This window comes from Paeniglutamicibacter psychrophenolicus, assembly GCF_030812255.1.
In the GTDB taxonomy this organism is placed as follows: domain Bacteria; phylum Actinomycetota; class Actinomycetes; order Actinomycetales; family Micrococcaceae; genus Paeniglutamicibacter; species Paeniglutamicibacter psychrophenolicus_A.
Window position 1 is genome coordinate 15,745 of record NZ_JAUSSH010000006.1, and the last position, 16,393, is coordinate 32,137.

Genomic DNA, 16,393 nt, shown 5'->3' on the forward strand with positions numbered 1-16,393 from the left:
GTCATGGCCCTAGACTGGGGGCCATGAGCAAGCAGCAAGCCACCGTCGTCTCCGAGCAGGCAGCCTTCCACCTGGCCCCGAACCCCGGACCGATGTCGCTGGAGGGAACCAATTCCTGGATCCTGCGCGCACCGGGTTCCGAGCATGCCATCGTCGTGGATCCGGGTCCCGACGACGCCGGGCACCTGGGTGCGCTGGCCGCCGAATCCGTCGAACTGATCCTGGTCACGCACCGCCACCACGACCACACCGAGGGCATCGACACGCTGCACCGGCTCACCGGGGCCCCGGTGCGTGCGGCGCTGCCGGAGCATTGCCGCGAGGCCGGGGTCTTGGTCGACGGGGAGGAGATCCACGCGGCGGGCCTGCGGCTGCGCGTGTTGGCCACCCCCGGGCACACCTCCGACTCGCTCGGCTTCCTGCTGCCCGACGACGGGGCAAAGGGCTCGATGCTCACCGGGGACACCATCCTGGGCCGCGGCACCACGATCCTGGATGCGCCCGACGGGACCCTGCGCGATTACCTGTCCTCGCTGGACAAGCTGGAGGCCGGCCCCGATGCGCTGGTGCTCCCGGCGCACGGTCCGGTGCTGGGGTCCCTGCACGGGATCGTGCGCGAATACCGGGCGCACCGGTTCGAACGGCTGGCCCAGATCCGCGCCGCCCTGGCGCAGATCCGGGCAGATTCCGCCGTTGAGCCCACCATCGCCCAGATCACCGACGTGGTCTACGCCGACGTGGATCCGCGGGTGCGACGGGCAGCCGAGATCTCGGTGGCAGCGCAATTGCGCTACCTTGAGGAGTCCGAAGCTTCCTGACATTGCGTGTGGTTCCCGCCTGTATCGGTGCCGGTGCGTGGGTGGTGCGTGCCGGCTACTTGCCGGCGGCCGCCTGCGCGGCCGCAGCGAAGGCCGGGACGACTTTGTCGACGGCGTAGGGCACCGACAGCGGGGACGCCGCCGAGATGGCGAGCACCTCCATGTCGTTGGCCGCGGCCACCAGCCCGCCCTTGGAGACGGCGGGGAGCTGGGCAAAGAGCTTGTTCTTGGCGATCGCATCGGTGCCGGTGCCCTCGGCGGCCCAGGTGAAGAAGATGTCGGAGTCCAGCTCGTTCGCGCGCTCCGCGGCCCATGGAAGGAAGAACTCGCCGTCCTTGGCGTTCGCATCGACGATTGCCGCCTGGGTCATGCCCAGTGCGGTGAGGAAGCGCGGGCGCGAATCCCCGGTGGCGTAGAGGCTGATGGAGTTGTCCGACGGTTCCAGGTTTCCGGCAATGAAAGTGGTGTCCTTGAAGACCGGGTTCGCCTCGGCGGCAGCGGCGATCTTGCCCTCGACCTCGGTGATGACGGCCTTGGCCTCGGCGTCCTTCCCCAGTGCCTGGCCTACAGCGGTGGTCACGTCCTGCCAGCCGGAGGTGTAGTTCGGTGCCATCGGGCCGATGACCGGGGCGATTTTCGAGAGCTTGTCGTACTCCTCCTGCGTCAGGCCCGAGTAGCCAGCCACGATGAGGTCCGGCTGGGCCTCGGCCAGCGCGGTGAAGTTCACGCCGTCCTTCTCGGAGTACTGCACCGGCGCCTTCTCGCTGCCGATCGGGGCGCCGAGCTCGGTGAGCTTGGCATCCTTCCAATCGGTGGAGCCCTGCTTGTTGTTTCCCCAGGTGTCCTCGGCCATGGCCACCGGAACGACGCCCAGTGCCAGCACCGCATCGGCGTTGACCCAGGAAACCGTGGCCACGCGCTCGGGCTTCTCGGTGATCTCGGTGGTCCCGTAGATGTGCTTGATGCTGACAGGGAAGGCGGCGCTTGCTGTTGCGGTGCTGCTGGCCGGGGCGCTGTCGGCGGTTCCGCCGCAGGCGCTGAGGGTCAAGGCAAGGGCGGTGGTTGCTGCGGCGATGAGGCCGGCGCGTCGAGTGAACTTCATGTGGGTGTGGAATCCTTTGCGATTCAGCGGTGGAAAGCGATGGAAACGGAGGAGGAGGTGCTCGGTCGACAGGAATTGTGGATTGGCCGTCACGCCAACACCTGACGAGTAAGGCTAACCTCACCAATTCGGATTACGCAACACGGCGCGGCCCTAATTGTCCGCACGCCTCCGTGGCCGGGGATGACAAATGCCCGTCATTTCGCAGGCCATCCGGCCATTCGGTGACTAGGCTCACACCATGGGAGATTTCTTGCCGCCGGAAACCAGAAACCCGCACCGCACTCCGGGCACGGCACTGGTCACGGGCGCCACCTCGGGGCTGGGCACCGAATTCTGCGCGCAACTGGCGGCCCGCGGACACGACCTGGTGGTCACGGCCCGCGACGGGCAGCGACTGGCGGAGCTCGCCGCGCGGCTGCACGCACAATTTGCCGTCAACGTCGAAGTGTTGGCCGCGGACCTGGTGACCGACGAGGGAACCGAACGGGTATCCGCCCGCCTGGCCCAAACCGCGCGACCCGTCAATCTGTTGGTCAACAACGCCGGGTACGGCCTGCGCGGCAATTTCGCCGACAATGACCTCGGCGAGGAGCTTGACCACCTGCGGATCCACACCCAGGCCCCGCTGGTACTGATGCATGCGGCACTGAACGCCATGGGCTCCGGCGACGGGGGAAGGATCATCAACGTCGCCTCGGTCGCCGCCTTCACCCCGCGCGGCAGCTACTCGGCAGCCAAGGCGCTGATCGTGAACTTCAGCCGATGGGCCAACGTTTTCTACGCCGGCCGGGGCATCTCCGTCACCGCCGTGTGCCCCGGCTTCGTGCGCACCGAGTTCCACGACCGAATGGGTGCGGACAAGACCAAGATCCCCGCCCGGGGGTGGCTGGATGCCCCGAACGTGGTGCGACAGGCGCTGGCCGACAGCGACGCGGGCAAATCCGTATCGATCCCCTCGGTGCGCTACAAGCTGGCTACCGCATTGGCCCGGATCGCGCCCGATGCGCTGGTGGAGCGCCTGGCCAGGCGCGGGCGTTAGCCAAGCCGCCCGCCCCACCCCGAGCCGGCCGCGCAGCCGCTGCATTCCTTCCACCCCGCACGGGCCACCCACCCTTCGCCGGACGTCAAGAATCGTCACGACATGCCCTTTTACCGCGCCCAAAACCGTGAGTGACCGACATCACCCCCATGGGCCAGGGTGCCGCGGATTCCCCGTGTCGCAGGGGTTTCTTAGGCAGCCCTACCCTCGCAATCGGACGGCGCCGACAACCTATCAAGGTTGCTCGGTTTGCACATAGGCACGCCTTATCTATAGCGTTTCACTTAAGTTCATTTACGCTACAAGGTCGTTCGCTAATTACAGCGGGCCTTGGGCAACGGCCCCACCATCGGAGAAATCATCGTGAAGACCCCCGTTCGCGTCGTCCTTGGCGCACTTGCCGCCGGCGCATCCCTGCTCGCCCTGACCGCTTGCGGCGGCTCCACCGAGGCAGGCGCCCAGGCCGATTCCGGCAAGACCGTGAGCATCGCCCACGCGCAGGGAACCACCGAGGTTCCGGTGAACCCGGAGACCGTCTACACCTTCGACCTGGGTGTGCTCGACTCGATGACCGCCCTGGGCCTGGAAGCCGACGGCGTTCCGGAAACCAAGTACCCCGAGTCGCTGGCAAGGTACAACGACGCCTCGGTCGCCAAGATCGGTTCCATGAAGGAACCCGACTTCGAAGCCATCTCCAACGGCAACCCGGACCTGATCATCATCACCGGCCGCACCGCCGCCTCCTACGAGGAGCTCTCCAAGATCGCCCCGACCGTCGACCTGTCCGTGGACATCAAGAAGCCGCTGGACTCCTTCAAGGAGCAGGCCGGCAAGCTGGGCCAAATCTTCGACGTCGAATCCAAGGTCACCGAGAAGCTCGCGGCCATCGACACCAAGATCGCCGACACCAAGGCCAAGACCGCCGACGCCGGCAAGGGCCTGATCATCATGACCTCCGGCGGCGAACTGACCGCATACGGCGCCGGCTCGCGCTTCGGCCTGATCCACGACGTGCTCGGGGTGGCCACCGTGGCCGACATCAAGTCCGAAGGCTCCCACGGCGAGTCGATCTCCTTCGAGTTCCTCAAGACGAACAACCCCGACACCCTCTACGTCATTGACCGCGATTCGGCCATGGGCACCTCGGGCGATGCTGCCAAGGCCGTCCTGGACAACGAGCTGGTCGCCTCGACCAACGCCGCCAAGAACAACAAGATCGTGAACCTGGATTCCAACGCCTGGTACATGGTCGGCTACGGCCTGAACAACACCGCAAAGATGATCGACGAGGTCGCTGCGGGTCTGTAGGCACCGCCCACAGTCGCAAACTCATCATGAGCGCACCAGTACTCAGCCGTTCGGCCGCCGCGGAGCAGGATCCCGCGGTGGCCGTACGGCGTTCCAAGAAGCCCTCCGAAACCACGTGGCTGATCGCCGGCACCGTCCTGGTGGGCCTGCTCGCCGTCGTGAGCCTGTTCGTCGGGGTGTCCGACGTCGGCCTTCCCCAGCTGCTGGCCGGCGACCCGGAGGCCTGGGACCTGCTGTGGATCTCCCGCGTGCCACGCACCCTGGCCGTGATCCTGGCCGGAACCGCGGTGGCGGTGGCCGGGCTGATCATGCAGCTGATGGTGCGCAACCGCTTCGTCGAACCCTCCACCGTGGGCACCGTTGAGTCCGCGACCCTGGGCATCCTGGTCGTCACCGTGCTTCTCCCCGCCGCCCCGATCATGATGAAGATGGGGGTGGCCTCGGTGTTCGCGCTTGGCGGCACCGCCCTCTTCCTGGCGGTGCTGGGCAGGCTGCCGGCGCGCAACACGCTGCTGGTGCCGATCGTGGGCATCATGCTCGGCGGGGTCATCGGCTCGGTCACCACCTTCTTCGCCTACAAGTACGACCTGCTCCAGACGCTGGGCAACTGGATGATCGGGGACTTCTCCGGGGTGCTGCGCGGGCGCTACGAACTGCTGTGGATCGTCGCCGCGCTCACGCTGGCCGGCTACCTGGCCGCGGACAGGTTCACCGTCGCGGGCCTGGGCGCCGACTTCACCACCAACCTCGGGATGAACCACAAGGCGATCATGCGCCTGGGCCTGGTGCTGGTCTCGCTGATCTCCGCCGTGGTCGTGACCACCGTGGGCGCCGTGCCGTTCCTCGGGCTGATCGTGCCGAACATCGTCTCGTTGCTCTTCGGCGACAACCTGCGCCGCGCGGTGCCGTGGACCGCGCTCTTCGGAGCCGGCTTCGTACTGGTGTGCGACATCATCGGGCGCACCATCCGCTTCCCCTACGAGGTCCCCGTGGGCATGGTGATGAGCGTGCTCGGCGCCACCATCTTCCTGGCCCTGCTGCTGCGAACCAGGAAACGACATGCCTAAGACACCCTCGCCGGCCCTCGCCGGGACCCGCCGGCCCCTGCCCCGGCGCAGCTTCTCCCCCGCCATGCTCTCGCCCAAGCGGATCTCCCCGGCCGCGCTGATCACGGTGATGGCCGTGATCACCCTGGGCTGCATCGCCGCCTTCATGACGATCGAGCTGCGCGGGAACATGTCCTACGCGCTGACCCGCCGCGGCATCCGCGTGGGCGCGATGCTGGTGGTCGCCGTTGCGGTGGGCCTGTCCACGCTGATGTTCCAGACCGTGACCGCCAACCGCATCCTGACCCCCTCGATCATGGGGTTCGATGCGCTGTACATCCTGATCCAGACCGCGCTGGTGTTCATGCTGGGTTCCTCCACGCTGCTCACCGCCTCCCCCGCGCTGAAGTTCGGGGTGGAGGTGGGGCTGATGATCGTGTTCTCCGCGCTGCTCTACCGCTGGCTGTTCACCGGCGGCACCGGGTCGCTGCACCTGATGCTGCTGGTGGGCATCGTCATCGGCACGCTTTTCCGCGGGTTCTCCTCGCTGCTGCAGCGATTGATGGAACCGAGCGAGTACATCGTGCTGCAGGATTTGTTCTTCGCCTCCTTCAACCAGGTCGAGCCGCTGCTGCTGGGGATCTCCGCGGTCATCGTGGTGCTGGTCGCGGCCGTGGTGTGGAAGCTGCGCAAGAGCTTCGACGTGCTGGCCCTCGGCCGCGAGACGGCCATCAACCTGGGCGTGGACCACCGGCGCATCGTCACGCTGGTGCTGGTGCTCTGCTCGATCCTGGTCGCGATCTCCACCGCGCTGGTGGGTCCGGTGACCTTCTTCGGGCTGTTGGTGGTCTCGCTGGCGTACCAGATGGTCCGCAGGTTCTCCCACGCCGCCCTGATCCCCATTGTCTGCCTGCTCGGGGCCATCACGCTGATCGGCGGCCAGCTGCTGCTCGAGCGGGTCTTCGGCTTCGCCACCGCGCTGAGCGTGATCATCGAGTTCGCCGGCGGACTGTTGTTCCTCTACCTGCTCCTGAAGGGTTCCCTGAAGTGATCCGCATTGATTCGGTGACCAAGTCCTACTCCGGCAAGACAGTGGTGGACGCGGTGAGCACCACCATCCCCGCCGGCGGTGTCACCTCCATCATCGGGCCCAACGGTGCGGGCAAGTCCACGCTGCTGTCGCTGATCTCGCGGCTGATCCCGATGGATTCCGGTGCGGTGTCGATTGCCGGGCTGGACATCGGGCGCACCCCCAGCAAGGACCTGGCCCGCTCGATGGCGATCCTGCGGCAGGAAAACCACATCACCATGCGCCTGCGCGTGCGCGACCTGGTGGGCTTCGGGCGTTTCCCGCACTCCGGCGGGCACCCGACCACCGAGGACCTGGCGCACATCGAGGCCGCCATGGACCAGCTGGATTTGGCCGAGATGGCCGACAGCTTCCTCGACGAGCTCTCCGGCGGGCAGCGCCAGCGCGCCTACATCGCGATGGTGCTGGCCCAGGACACCGACTACCTGCTGCTGGACGAGCCGCTGAACAACCTGGACATGAAGCACTCGGTGGAAATGATGCGGATGATCCGCAGGCTTGCCGACGACCTGGGCAAGACCGTGGTGATCGTCATCCACGACATCAACTTCGCTTCCTGCTACTCGGACACCATCCTGGCCATGCGCCGCGGCGTGCTGGTGCACCAGGGAACGCCGTCGAAGATCATGACCCAAGAGGTGCTGCGCGACATCTACGACATCGACATCCGCATCGAGGAGATCGACGGCAACCGGATCGGCGTGTACTTCGCCTGAGGTTCGTTGCGCTGCCCGGCGGCGGCCACGCTGATGCAAAACAATTCATCGTCGTGCATGTTTCCGGGTGCTGATTCCGGGTTTCCGGGGTAAGTCTTGCCACAGTGCGCTCCGTGCCGGTGGTGCACAACTGTGCGTTTGACCTGTAGTTTCATGAGCATTTCGTGGGCTTGCCGCGGCTTCCGCAGCGCGCGGCCGACCGCCAAAAAATGCAAAGATTTATGCATGACCACGCAAACCATTGCAACGGGCACATCCAAGCCCACGCTGCGCCAACAGCTGCTTGCACGCAAGCCCATCGAGGCATTCATGGCCGAGGCCGGCAACGGCACCGGCGGACCCAAGCTGCGCCGCACCCTCGGGCTGCTGCACCTGACCATGATCAGCGTCGGGGCCACGCTGGGCACCGGCATCTTCGTGGTGCTCTCCTCCTCGGTGCCGATGGCCGGGCCCGCGGTGTGGATCTCCTTCGCCATCGCCGGGCTTGCCGCCCTTTTTGCCGCGCTGTCCTACGCGGAAATGGCCGGCGCGGTCCCGGTTTCCGGGTCGAGCTACACCTACACCTACGCGACCATGGGCGAGGGCCTGGCCTGGATCTGCGGCTGGTGCCTGGTGCTCGAGTACGCGGTCTCCGTCGCGGCGATCGCGGTGGGAGCCGGCGAATACCTCAACGAGATGGCCCGCTCGCTGGGCATCGACCTGCCCGCGGCGCTGACCAATCCCCCGGGCACCGACGGAGGGGTGTTCAACATCCCCGCCCTGCTGATCGTGCTGTTTGCCACGGTGCTGCTGGTGCGCGGCACCCGCGAATCGGCCGTGGTCAACACCGTGCTGGTGTTCATCAAGATCGCCGTGCTCATCTTCTTCATCGTGATAGCCTTCAGCGCGTTCACCTCCGGGAACTTCGACCCGCTGCTGCCCATGGGCACCGCCGGGGTCTCGGCCGCGGCCGCCCGCCTGTTCTTCTCCTACATCGGCTTCGATGCGGCCTCCACCGCCGGCGAGGAAGCAAGGAACCCGCAACGGGACCTGCCCCGTGCCATCGTGCTGTCGATGGCCATCATCACCTCGCTGTACATCCTGGTGGCGATCTCCGCGATCGGCGCCCGCCAGTGGACCTGGTTCGAGGGCAAGAGTGCCGCGCTGGTCCAGCTGCTCGAGGAGGTCACCGGGCAGGGCTGGGTGGCGCTTCTTTTCGCCGCCGGCGCGGTGCTGGCCATCGTCTCCATCGTGATCACCGTGCTCTACGGGCAGACCCGGATCCTGGTGGCGATGAGCCGCGACGGCATGGTGCCGAAGGTGTTCGGGCGCATCTCCCCGCGCAACGGCGCACCGGTGGCCGGCACCTGGATCACCGGCGGAGCCGTGGCCCTGGTCGCGGGCCTGGTGCCGCTGGGCCAGCTGGCCGACGCGACGTCCATCGGCACGCTCTTCGCGTTCTCGCTGGTGTCCCTGGCCGTGATCATCCTGCGCCGCACGCAGCCGGAACTGCCGCGCACCTTCAAGGTGCCGCTCTACCCGCTGACCCCGATCCTGGCGATGCTCTTCTGCGGATACCTGATGGCCAACCTCGGGGTGACGACCTGGGTGGTCTTCGGGGTGTGGATGGTCGTTGGCGCCTTCATCTACCTGGGCTACGGGCGCAGGCACTCGAAGCTCGCCGCCGGCTGGGACGGCCTCCGGAAGTAGGCACTGCGCCACGGCCGCTCACACGCCGCTGCCCGGGCACCAATGGCTGGTGCCCGGGCAGCGGCGTTTCTTGTGGGGTCTTGCCGCGCCTAGCCGGACTTGCCCGGCTTCAGCACGCCGCCGGGGGACGTCAGGGCCACGGCCCCGCGCACCGCCAGCACCCCGGCCAGCAGCGTCAGCAGGATGATGCCCACCGAGACCGGGGCGACGATGACGGCGATCCCGGCCAGCGGGAAGACCAGCACGCCGCTGACGAGCACCGCGCCGGCGCCGACCCCGATGACCGGGGCCATGACGGAGCCGACGCGCGCCTTTTCCATGGTGTCCCGCTCCATGCCCATCCGGTGAAGCCCGGAGTACAGGTCGGCCCGATCCAGGGTGGCAGCGGCCTGGGTGATGGCCGTGGAGCAGGCCACCGAAATGAACGAGGCGACCAGGGTGATCAGCACGCCGGTCATCACGTCGGCGGCCAGCAGCGCGTCCGGGCTGCCGGGGTCGGACTCGGCACCCGCCGAGTTCATCAGCGCGGCGCCGCTGCCGCCAACCACCGCGACGAAGCTGGTCATCGCGATGCCGGAGACCTGCCGCCAGGCCTGCGCCGGGTTTTCCAGGATCATCCGGGCGGCCAGCAGCTGGGCCGGGGCTTCGGCCTTCTTGAGCTTGGCGTTGCCGATGACCCGCACCGCCCACGGGCCCACCAGGTTCAACGCGCCCAGGCCCAGCGCGAAGCCGCCGAGCAGCACGGCAAGGACGATGGCCATGGACGCGAAGGCCGAGAGCATCGAGAACGCCAGGGAAACCACCAGGATCAGGGCCGCAACGACCACCGCACGGATCCAGCGCGGCTTCGGGGTGGTGGTGCGGTTGCGCACGCCCAGCGGGGAGACGATGACCTTGCGCAGGCCCACGGCCGCCGAGATCGCGGCGATGAGCGCCACGGCCGCCACCACCAGGGCGACAATGCCCGGGTCCAGCCACATCGCCGAACCGATGGCCGAGCCCTGGAAGTGCACCAGGCCGACCGCCGGAGCGGCAGCGGCGTAAAGCAGCACCCCGCCCACCGCACCGGCCAGCGCGGTGGCGCTGGATTCGATGATGGTGATGCCCACGACCTGCGACGGGATGCCTCCGAGCAGGCGGACGGTGGACAGCCGGGTGTCCTGGCTGCGGGCCGAGAGCCGGGCCGCGGCCGCGCCGAGCACCGCCAGCGGAACCAGCAGCAGCACCACCGCGAGCCCGGCCAGCATCAGGTACATGCCGGTCAACTCGTCTTGCACGCGGGTGAAGGACAGGGCGCCGGCGGTGACGGTGAGCACCAGCGCGGAGACCAGGGCATAGGCCCCCATGGTCAGCAGCAGCGGGGCGCGGCGCCCGTGGCCGGGCCGGCCCAGCATCCAGGCCAGGGTCAGCGCGTGCATCACTTCATCGTTCCCGGGGTTGCGGTCCGCGGGCTTCCGGCGGCAGGGGCCGCGGCCTGCTCGGCGAGGATGCGTCCGTCGCGCAGCCGGATGGTCCGGTCGCAGCGTGCCGCGACCTCGGCATCGTGGGTCACCATGACCAGGGTGTTCCCGCGTCCGACGGTGGAATCCATGAGGATCGCCAGGACCTCGGCCCCGGTGCCCGAATCCAGGGCGCCGGTCGGTTCGTCGGCAAAGGTCACCTGCGCGCCGGACACCTGGGCGCGGGCGATGGCCACGCGTTGGGCCTGGCCTCCGGAGAGCTGGCCGATGCGGCGCTCCTCCATCCCGCCCAGGCCCAGCGCGGCCAGCCATTCGGTGGCCCGGAGCAGCGCCGCGGCGCGCGGGGTCCCGTTGATCATCAGCGCCATCGCCACGTTCTCCACGGCGGTGAGTTCCGGGATCAGCAGCCCGGACTGGAAGACGAAGCCGAAGGACCCGCGGCGCAGCCCGGAGCGTTCGGACTCCCCCAGCGCGGTGATTTCCCGCGGTGCCCCCTGGAGCGGGGTAAAGAGCACCGAGCCGGAGTCCGGGCGTTCGATGCCGGCCAGGGTGTGCAGCAGCGTGGACTTGCCGGAGCCCGAGGGACCCATAATGGCCACCGACTCGCCGGTGCGGATGTCCAGGTCCACGCCGTCCAGCGCCAAGGTCGATCCATAGGCGCGGCGCAAGGTCCGGGCGGAAAGCACCGGGGTGTTGGAGGGGTGGTTGGCCAGGGCGGCGGCCGTCCCGGGTGCTGGATGTGAGTCGATCATGGAACCAGTTTTCCCTTTTCCGTTCCCGGGGGCATCGGAGCAGGTGATGAACTGTTTGCGGCCCGACTCCTACCCAGGGTGGAGTTCGGCCTCCTGCGCCGGTACCACGGTGTGTTGCTCGGATGCCTGCCGGCGCAGCGGGACCGCGCACCCGGCGGCGAGCACGGCCAGCGCCGCGGCATAGATCACCGTGTTCAGCGCGAACCCGACGCGCTGGCGCGCCGTGGGGGGCTCAGGGAAGAAGAATTTTGGACCCAGGAACGCCATCAGCGGGACGTGCCCGATGACGACGGCGTTGGAGGCGAGTCGGGCCCAGCGCGGTCCCCGGCCGGCCAGTGCCATGCCGCCGGCCATGCCCAGCAGTGGCATCGCCACCGCGTTGGAGCCTTCCCCGGTCTCGATGAGCTTGCGCATCATGCCCGGCAGCGGCAGCGTGCACGCGGCGAAGAGCAGCGGGGCGGCCGCATAGGCGTCGAGGTTTCGATTCCGGTCCCGCACCCGCAGCTGTGCAGCCCGGGCCAGCAGCGCGCCGGTCAGCGCCCCGGGAAGCATGATGCCGACCCCGGTTTTCATCCGGTCCAGCTCCGCCTGGTTCCCGGCGAGGTTGTGCATATAGACGCGCATGGTCGCCGACCAGGCCAGACCGGCGGACGCCCCGAGTAGTGGCTTGTTCATGGGTGTTCCGTCCTGGGCAAGGCACCACGCTGTGCGGTGGTGGGAATGATGATCCTCCCCGTTTCGCGCCTGCGCAATGCCTGGTTGGTCCGGTGCCGTCGGGGGGGGGTGCCCGCGCGGGGCGATCGGAGCTTTCCGGAGCAGGGTGGCTTGGCGAAGGGGAATCGAATGCGCCGGGGCGCGGTTGTCTCCCGGTGATGGAACTGACCCTTTACACCTCCGCCTTCTGCGCGCCGTGCGTGCGCGCCCGCTCCGTGCTCCGCGATGCGGGCAAGCTGCTGGCCCAGGCGAGCATCCGCGAGGTCGACGTGCTTTCGCACCTGGCCGAGTCCGAGGAGGCGGGGATCTCCTCCACGCCCACGCTGGTGGTGCGCCGGGACGGCGCCGAGGTGTTCCGCGCCTCGGGGGTGCCCAGCGTGGCCCAGGTCCTGGCCGCGGCGTCGCTCGCGCTGGAGTAGCGGCCGCCGGGTCCGGGGCCGGTCGGCACGTGGGCCCGGGGAGGCTGGAAGCCCGCCCACCAGGCCGGCGCGGGCACCCGTTCCCCTTCCTGCTGCTTCGGGCTATGCTGTGCTGACCAGTGCGTTTTGGGGATTTTACGTGTGGCGCACTGCGTGAACATCTGTTCTGCTCCGGTTCCGCGGGTGGTTGTCCGCTCCCGGCCGGGGCATGGCCAAGGGGGAATGGTTGGAGATGGAAAAAACAACGTCGTGGACGCGGTTCCTGGGGGTTTCGCTGCGCCCGTTTTCGGGGCATGCACCCCTTTCACTGGTCCTGCGCGGCTCGCTCCAGGCGGCGATCTGCATCGTGCTGCTGGTGGTGGGCTTCCGGATGCGCACCGAGATGCGGCAGCTCGCGGCGGCGGATGCCGGGGCCGCCCAACTGGGCGGATTCCTGGTGCTGGCCGGGGTCGTGCTGGTGGTGCTGGCACTGGCCGCGCTGCTGAAGGTCGCCGTGGGCATCCTCGATTTGGTGCCGCGGACCTCGGTTCCCGGGACCGTCGTGAGCATCTCCGAGCGCAAGTTCCTGGACTTCCTGCCCGATGCGCTGAACAACGCGCTGTGGGACCGGAAGAACAACGTTGGGCAGTCCTGGGCCGAGCGGCGCAGGGTCCGCCACGAGCTGGTCATCGACACCGGAGACGGGACCCGTGCCTGGACCCTGCGGAACCGGCAGAAGGCCCGCGGGCTGCGGCCCGGGCAGGCCGTCACCGTCGTGGCCAGCCCGCTGGTGGGCTACGTCGACAGGCTGGAATCCGGGACCTGAGCACCGGGTGCGGGCGCCGTGGGGGAATTGCCGTCCCGGGCCGGGCCGTTGCTCCGTCCCGGACTCAACCCTGGTTGCTGAAGGCCGCGTCGAAGCCGGCTGCCGGGGTTTCCCAGAGCAGCGAGCGCACGAAGTCGTGCGCCTCCTTCGCCCCGTGCAACCGGTCCATGCCCGCGTCCTCCCATTCCACGGAGATCGGGCCGGCGTAGCCGATGGAGCGCAGCGCCCGGAACGCGTCCTCCCAGGGCACGTCCCCGCGCCCGGTGGAGACGAAGTCCCAGCCACGGCGCGGATCCCCCCAGGGCAGGTGGGAGCCGAGCACCCCGGCCCGGCCGTTGGGGGTGCGCATCCGGGTGTCCTTGCAGTCCACGTGGTAGATCCGGTCCCTGAAGTCCCAGATGAAGCCGACCGGGTCGATGTCCTGCCACATCATGTGGCTGGGGTCCCAGTTGAAGCCGAACGCCTCCCGGTGCCCGATGGCTTCCAGGGTGCGGATGGAGGAGTGGTAGTCGTAGGCGATCTCGCTCGGGTGGACCTCGTGGGCGAAGCGCACGCCCTGGTCGTCGAACATGTCCAGGATCGGGTTCCAGCGCGCGGCGAAGTCCTCGTACCCGGCCTCGATGACCGCCGCGGGAACGGGCGGGAACATCGCGATGTACTGCCAGATCTTCGAGCCGGTGAACCCCACGACGGTGTCGACCCCGAGCTTGCGGGCCACCCGGGCCGCGCGCTTCATGTCCTCGGCCGCGCGCTTCCGCACACCCTCGGGGTCCCCGTCGCCCCAGGTGTAGTCGCGCACGATGTTTTGGTGGCGGAAGTCGATCGGGTCGTCGCACACCGCCTGGCCGGTGAGGTGGTTGGAGATCGCGTGCACGCTTAGCCCGTGCCTATCCAGGATCTCGAGGCGGGAGCGCAGGTAGGCGTCGTCCGTATCGGCCCGCAACAGGTCCAGGTGGTCCCCGGAGGCCGCGATTTCCAGCCCGTCGTAGCCCCAGGAGGCGGCGAGCCGTGCGACCTCCTCGAGGGGCAAATCCGCCCATTGGCCGGTGAACAGGGTGACCGGGTGGGTGGCTGGTTGGGTGGCCATTAGCGCAGTCCTCCGATTTGCAGGTTCTTCAGGTAGCCCAGCGAGTCGGCGGCCAGCGCGTCCTGGGTGCTGGCCAGCGGCCGCCAGATGGAGGCGGCCACGGCGATCGAGGCGTTGTCCGGGGTGAAGGATTCCACGCAGAGCGGGCCTCCGTAGCCGGCCAGGTCAAGAGCGCGGATGAACCCGTGCCAGTCAAAGTGGTCGGCCCCGACGGTGCCGCGGTCGTTCCCGCAGACCTGGACGTGGGCGATGTGCCCGGTGGCGCGGGCGACGGCCGCGGCGATGTCTTGTTCCTCGATGTTCAGGTGGTAGCTGTCCAGGGCGATGCCGAGCCCGGGCCCGAGCAGCGGCTCGAGCGCGTCCAGGGCCTGGTCCACGGTGTTGATCAGCGAGGTCTCGTAGCGGTTGAGCGGTTCGATGGCCAGTGCCACGCCCTGCTCCGCGGCGTGGGCGGCCAGCGGGGCGAGGTTCTCGCGCAGCTGGGAGTAGGTGGCCCGGCGGTGGACCTCGTTCATGGACCAGGTCCGTCCGGTGGCCGCATAGAACGGGCCGGCGACGGTGGTGGCCCCGAGTGTTGCGGCGGCGTCGATGAGCCCGCGCAGGTAGTTTTGGGTGGCTGCGATCTCGGCGTCGGGCGCGGAGACCAGGTTGCGTCCCGGGGACATCGCGCCGATGAGGACCGGGGCCAGGGAGTGCTTGGCGAGCACGTCACGGGTGCGTTTCGGGTCCCAGTCGCCGAGGTTTTCCAGCGGGAGTTCAATGGCGGTGAAGCCCAGCGACGAGATGCGGGCGGCGAGTTCGGGCAGCGCGTCATCGGTCAGCGGGGAGGTCCATACCCAGGTGTTCACGCCCAGCTTGCGTTCCATTACGATGCGTTGCTCCTTGTGTTGTGTGGTGTTCGACGATACCCCGGGCTGTGCGCGGGTGCGCGGCCCAGGGCTGGGGGCCGTGCACCCGCGGTGCCGCGCATGAAGGGTGGTTCCATGCGTGGCACCGCGGGTGTGGCGTCCCGTGGATTGGTGCTGCGGGTTGGCGGTGCGGATGGGTGGTTGGTTACGGGATCACGCGCTTCTGCCAGATCTGCGGGTAGCCCGGCAGGTCCTCGCCGCCGAACTTGGCGTAGTGCCCGTCGGGCATGCCGTCGTTTGCGGTGAGGTAGGAGTCGAGGTCGGCCGAGGTGATCGGGGACTGCGGCAGCACCCATTCCTTCGGGACGTCCTTGCCGGCGAAGATGTCGGCTGCCGCCAGCAGCGGGGTGCGCCACTGGAAGTTGGAGTAGACCGGGCCCAGCGCGGTGATGCCGGTGTCCTTCCACTTGCGCAGGAAGGAAAGCTCGTCCTCGCCGGTCATCACCGGCAGGGCCTTGCCGGCGTCCTCGAACGCCTCGATGGCCGCCACGGCGCCGTCGCCGGCGTCCATCCAGATGCCCTTGACCTCGCCCTTGGCCAGCTCGTCGGAGATGATCTTCTTGATCTCCACCGGGTCGGCGCCGGTGAAGTAGTCAACGGCCTCGACGCCGGATTCCTTGAAGAGCTTCTCCGCCGCGGCCCAGCGCTGTTCGAGCACGTCCACCCCCGGCAGGATGCGCAGGGCGACGACCTTGTCGCCGGACTGGAGGTTGTCGTTGAGGAACTCCGCGGTGTCGATGCCCCAGGCGAAGCCGCCAATGGGGTGGATGAAGGTGACGGGGCAGTCGGTCTGCACGCCGCGGTCAAAGACGATGACCGGTTTGTCGGTCTTGCAGGCGCGTTCAACCGCCGGGGTCATCGCCGCGGTGGAGTTCGGGGAGATGATGAAGACATCGCACTCGCCCTCGTTGATGAAGTAGTCGATGTCGGCGATCTGGGTGTCGTCGGAGTCCTTGGCGTCGCGGGTTTCCATCTCGGAGATGGCACCGGATTTCTGCAGTTCCTTGAGCTGCTCGTTCATGGTGATCCAGCCGGTCTGCCGCCACGGGTTGGAGATCGAGGCGTTGGCGAAGCAGGCCTTCTTGGCGCCGGTGGACTTGTACTTGGCGGTCGAGACCATCTCCGCGTTGATGTGCTGCAGGTAGGGCTTGTCGGCGGGCCCTTCGGGGGTGACCGAGCGTTGGGCGAACTGTTCGTCGTAGACCGCCTGGTCGAACCACTCGGTCGACGGGGTGCTGGGCGCGGTGGATGACTCGGCCGCGGCGCCGGTGGTCGCCGGGGTGGTACTGGCTCCGGGCCCGGTGACGGTCGGATCCGTGGTGCACCCGACCAGGGCAAGAGCTGCCACGGCACCGACCGCAAGGGTCATTACTGCTTTGCGTCGCATCACTAACCTCCTAAAGGTTGATTGGTCCCGGTGCGTGGTGCCGGCCGGGT

16 protein-coding genes are annotated in these 16,393 nt (G+C 68.2%); 9 read left to right on the forward strand and 7 right to left on the reverse strand.

Annotation, left to right across the window (positions count from 1 at the left end; all coding sequences use genetic code 11):
- Positions 1-23: 23 nt before the first annotated feature.
- Positions 24-818 carry an MBL fold metallo-hydrolase gene (locus J2T21_RS10025; protein WP_307580989.1) on the forward strand — a complete coding sequence of 265 codons (795 nt, stop codon included), beginning with the start codon at positions 24-26 and terminating at the stop codon, positions 816-818.
- Between the two features lie 55 nt (positions 819-873).
- Here J2T21_RS10025 and J2T21_RS10030 read toward each other — a convergent pair whose 3' ends face one another.
- Positions 874-1,920, reverse strand: coding sequence for an iron-siderophore ABC transporter substrate-binding protein (locus J2T21_RS10030; RefSeq protein ID WP_307580991.1), 1,047 nt, complete (start codon positions 1,918-1,920; stop codon positions 874-876).
- Between the two features lie 241 nt (positions 1,921-2,161).
- Between J2T21_RS10030 and J2T21_RS10035 the strand changes: the two genes are divergently transcribed.
- From J2T21_RS10035 to J2T21_RS10060, 6 genes are all read left to right on the forward strand, one after another.
- Complete coding sequence (locus J2T21_RS10035; RefSeq protein WP_307580993.1) at positions 2,162-2,962, forward strand: SDR family NAD(P)-dependent oxidoreductase; 801 nt, start codon at positions 2,162-2,164, stop codon at positions 2,960-2,962.
- Positions 2,963-3,325: 363 nt separating this feature from the next.
- Positions 3,326-4,270, forward strand: coding sequence for a siderophore ABC transporter substrate-binding protein (locus tag J2T21_RS10040; RefSeq protein ID WP_307580996.1), 945 nt, complete (start codon positions 3,326-3,328; stop codon positions 4,268-4,270).
- A 26-nt stretch (positions 4,271-4,296) separates the two neighbouring features.
- Complete coding sequence (locus tag J2T21_RS10045; RefSeq protein WP_307580998.1) at positions 4,297-5,337, forward strand: ABC transporter permease; 1,041 nt, start codon at positions 4,297-4,299, stop codon at positions 5,335-5,337.
- The gene (locus J2T21_RS10050; protein ID WP_307581000.1) at positions 5,330-6,367 is read left to right on the forward strand and encodes an iron chelate uptake ABC transporter family permease subunit; all 1,038 of its coding nucleotides are present in this window, start codon (positions 5,330-5,332) and stop codon (positions 6,365-6,367) included. Before J2T21_RS10045 ends, J2T21_RS10050 begins: the two co-directional genes overlap by 8 nt.
- Positions 6,364-7,122: an iron ABC transporter ATP-binding protein gene (locus J2T21_RS10055; RefSeq protein WP_307581002.1), complete on the forward strand. Its 759-nt coding sequence runs from the start codon at positions 6,364-6,366 to the stop codon at positions 7,120-7,122. The genes J2T21_RS10050 and J2T21_RS10055 overlap by 4 nt, the downstream gene beginning before the upstream one ends.
- Positions 7,123-7,347: 225 nt before the next feature.
- Positions 7,348-8,811 carry an amino acid permease gene (locus tag J2T21_RS10060; protein ID WP_307581005.1) on the forward strand — a complete coding sequence of 488 codons (1,464 nt, stop codon included), beginning with the start codon at positions 7,348-7,350 and terminating at the stop codon, positions 8,809-8,811.
- Positions 8,812-8,900: 89 nt separating this feature from the next.
- Here J2T21_RS10060 and J2T21_RS10065 read toward each other — a convergent pair whose 3' ends face one another.
- The 3 genes from J2T21_RS10065 to J2T21_RS10075 form a co-directional block, all read right to left on the reverse strand.
- Positions 8,901-10,229, reverse strand: a complete 1,329-nt coding sequence (locus J2T21_RS10065) for a permease (protein WP_307581007.1) — start codon at positions 10,227-10,229, stop codon at positions 8,901-8,903.
- Positions 10,229-11,023, reverse strand: a complete 795-nt coding sequence (locus J2T21_RS10070) for an ABC transporter ATP-binding protein (RefSeq protein WP_307581010.1) — start codon at positions 11,021-11,023, stop codon at positions 10,229-10,231. The genes J2T21_RS10065 and J2T21_RS10070 overlap by 1 nt, the downstream gene beginning before the upstream one ends.
- Positions 11,024-11,092: 69 nt before the next feature.
- Entirely contained in the window at positions 11,093-11,698 is a 606-nt protein-coding gene (locus tag J2T21_RS10075) for a hypothetical protein (RefSeq protein WP_307581012.1), read from the reverse strand.
- 197 nt (positions 11,699-11,895) lie between these two features.
- Here J2T21_RS10075 and J2T21_RS10080 point away from each other — a divergent pair, with 197 nt between their 5' ends.
- Positions 11,896-12,156, forward strand: a complete 261-nt coding sequence (locus tag J2T21_RS10080; RefSeq protein ID WP_307581014.1) for a glutaredoxin family protein — start codon at positions 11,896-11,898, stop codon at positions 12,154-12,156.
- 232 nt (positions 12,157-12,388) lie between these two features.
- On the forward strand, positions 12,389-12,961 hold the full coding sequence (locus J2T21_RS10085; RefSeq protein ID WP_307581015.1) for a hypothetical protein: 573 nt from the start codon (positions 12,389-12,391) through the stop codon (positions 12,959-12,961).
- A gap of 64 nt (positions 12,962-13,025) precedes the next feature.
- Here the strand turns inward: J2T21_RS10085 and J2T21_RS10090 are convergent, their stop codons facing one another.
- The 3 genes from J2T21_RS10090 to J2T21_RS10100 all read right to left on the reverse strand — a co-directional run bounded on the left by J2T21_RS10090 (position 13,026) and on the right by J2T21_RS10100 (position 16,343).
- Complete coding sequence (locus J2T21_RS10090; RefSeq protein ID WP_307581017.1) at positions 13,026-14,048, reverse strand: sugar phosphate isomerase/epimerase family protein; 1,023 nt, start codon at positions 14,046-14,048, stop codon at positions 13,026-13,028.
- Positions 14,048-14,914, reverse strand: a complete 867-nt coding sequence (locus J2T21_RS10095) for a sugar phosphate isomerase/epimerase family protein (RefSeq protein WP_307581019.1) — start codon at positions 14,912-14,914, stop codon at positions 14,048-14,050. The genes J2T21_RS10090 and J2T21_RS10095 overlap by 1 nt, the downstream gene beginning before the upstream one ends.
- Before the next feature lie 187 nt (positions 14,915-15,101).
- Entirely contained in the window at positions 15,102-16,343 is a 1,242-nt protein-coding gene (locus J2T21_RS10100; RefSeq protein ID WP_307581021.1) for a substrate-binding domain-containing protein, read from the reverse strand.
- Positions 16,344-16,393 lie beyond the last annotated feature (50 nt).

What these genes read in the sequence shown, in the direction of transcription:
- J2T21_RS10025 (WP_307580989.1), top strand. Translation starts at nt 24, where the DNA reads ATGAGCAAGCAGCAAGCCACCGTCGTCTCCGAGCAGGCAGCCTTCCAC.
- J2T21_RS10030 (WP_307580991.1), bottom strand. Translation starts at nt 1,920, where the DNA reads ATGAAGTTCACTCGACGCGCCGGCCTCATCGCCGCAGCAACCACCGCC.
- J2T21_RS10035 (WP_307580993.1), top strand. Translation starts at nt 2,162, where the DNA reads ATGGGAGATTTCTTGCCGCCGGAAACCAGAAACCCGCACCGCACTCCG.
- J2T21_RS10045 (WP_307580998.1), top strand. Translation starts at nt 4,297, where the DNA reads ATGAGCGCACCAGTACTCAGCCGTTCGGCCGCCGCGGAGCAGGATCCC.
- J2T21_RS10050 (WP_307581000.1), top strand. Translation starts at nt 5,330, where the DNA reads ATGCCTAAGACACCCTCGCCGGCCCTCGCCGGGACCCGCCGGCCCCTG.
- J2T21_RS10060 (WP_307581005.1), top strand. Translation starts at nt 7,348, where the DNA reads ATGACCACGCAAACCATTGCAACGGGCACATCCAAGCCCACGCTGCGC.
- J2T21_RS10065 (WP_307581007.1), bottom strand. Translation starts at nt 10,229, where the DNA reads ATGCACGCGCTGACCCTGGCCTGGATGCTGGGCCGGCCCGGCCACGGG.
- J2T21_RS10070 (WP_307581010.1), bottom strand. Translation starts at nt 11,023, where the DNA reads ATGATCGACTCACATCCAGCACCCGGGACGGCCGCCGCCCTGGCCAAC.
- J2T21_RS10075 (WP_307581012.1), bottom strand. Translation starts at nt 11,698, where the DNA reads ATGAACAAGCCACTACTCGGGGCGTCCGCCGGTCTGGCCTGGTCGGCG.
- J2T21_RS10080 (WP_307581014.1), top strand. Translation starts at nt 11,896, where the DNA reads ATGGAACTGACCCTTTACACCTCCGCCTTCTGCGCGCCGTGCGTGCGC.
- J2T21_RS10085 (WP_307581015.1), top strand. Translation starts at nt 12,389, where the DNA reads ATGGAAAAAACAACGTCGTGGACGCGGTTCCTGGGGGTTTCGCTGCGC.
- J2T21_RS10090 (WP_307581017.1), bottom strand. Translation starts at nt 14,048, where the DNA reads ATGGCCACCCAACCAGCCACCCACCCGGTCACCCTGTTCACCGGCCAA.
- J2T21_RS10095 (WP_307581019.1), bottom strand. Translation starts at nt 14,914, where the DNA reads ATGGAACGCAAGCTGGGCGTGAACACCTGGGTATGGACCTCCCCGCTG.
- J2T21_RS10100 (WP_307581021.1), bottom strand. Translation starts at nt 16,343, where the DNA reads ATGCGACGCAAAGCAGTAATGACCCTTGCGGTCGGTGCCGTGGCAGCT.